General features: G+C 60.0%; 1 pseudogene. It reads right to left on the bottom strand.

Annotated elements, in window-relative coordinates:
• A pseudogene (locus tag EGN72_RS00225) lies at positions 1–543 on the bottom strand (hypothetical protein); the annotation flags it as partial.
• Positions 544–657 lie beyond the last annotated feature (114 nt).

The raw sequence follows: 657 nt of genomic DNA, 5'->3' as shown, positions 1-657 counted from the left end.
ACAGCCAGATATACCCAGCCTTCCCGCGTCCATACATAGGTGATGTCGCCGGCCTGTTACCGACAGGTGAATGCTTGCATTCACCGACAGGCATTTCTGGTTCGGCCCGCTCGCGCTAAAGTCCTGTTGCAAGAGATTCGGCGCGATGTTGAAGGGGTGATCACTGTCGGTCATGCGTTTGAACTTCCGGCTGCGGATGACCTGGATGCCATTCTGGCGCATAAGTCGCCCGACACGGCCCCTCTCGCGGTTTGCGCGCAAACCGCTGCCGGGCAATGGCTGGCCGACGCGAATGCCCAGCTCGTTCAACTCCTCGGTCATGCGTGGCCTGCCCTAGCTGCCCAAGCTCAGACGGTGCTGGTCACGGATATGGGCGAGGAGCACCATGTCACGCCGCTGGCGATGCGATGGGGGCCGGTGCTTCCAAGCGTGAAGCCCACGCTCAGTTACCCCCATAAGGCGGCACAGAGGACTGCGGTTCAGCACGCCGCGATATTCGGCAATATACTGAAACTTCATGGCTTTTGAGCCGCGAAAAACATCGCCGCTTCCTAAGAAACAGCCGCGGCCTCGGGAATGGGCGCCAGAGCAAAACCGAGGGTCTTGGCGCGCCGTTGAAGGTTTGAGAGCACGCGTTGCCGATGTCGTTCATCATAG

The sequence above is a fragment of the Pseudorhodobacter sp. E13 genome, assembly GCF_003991405.1.
Classification (GTDB): domain Bacteria; phylum Pseudomonadota; class Alphaproteobacteria; order Rhodobacterales; family Rhodobacteraceae; genus Pseudorhodobacter.
This window is presented reverse-complemented; position numbering and strand designations above follow the sequence as displayed.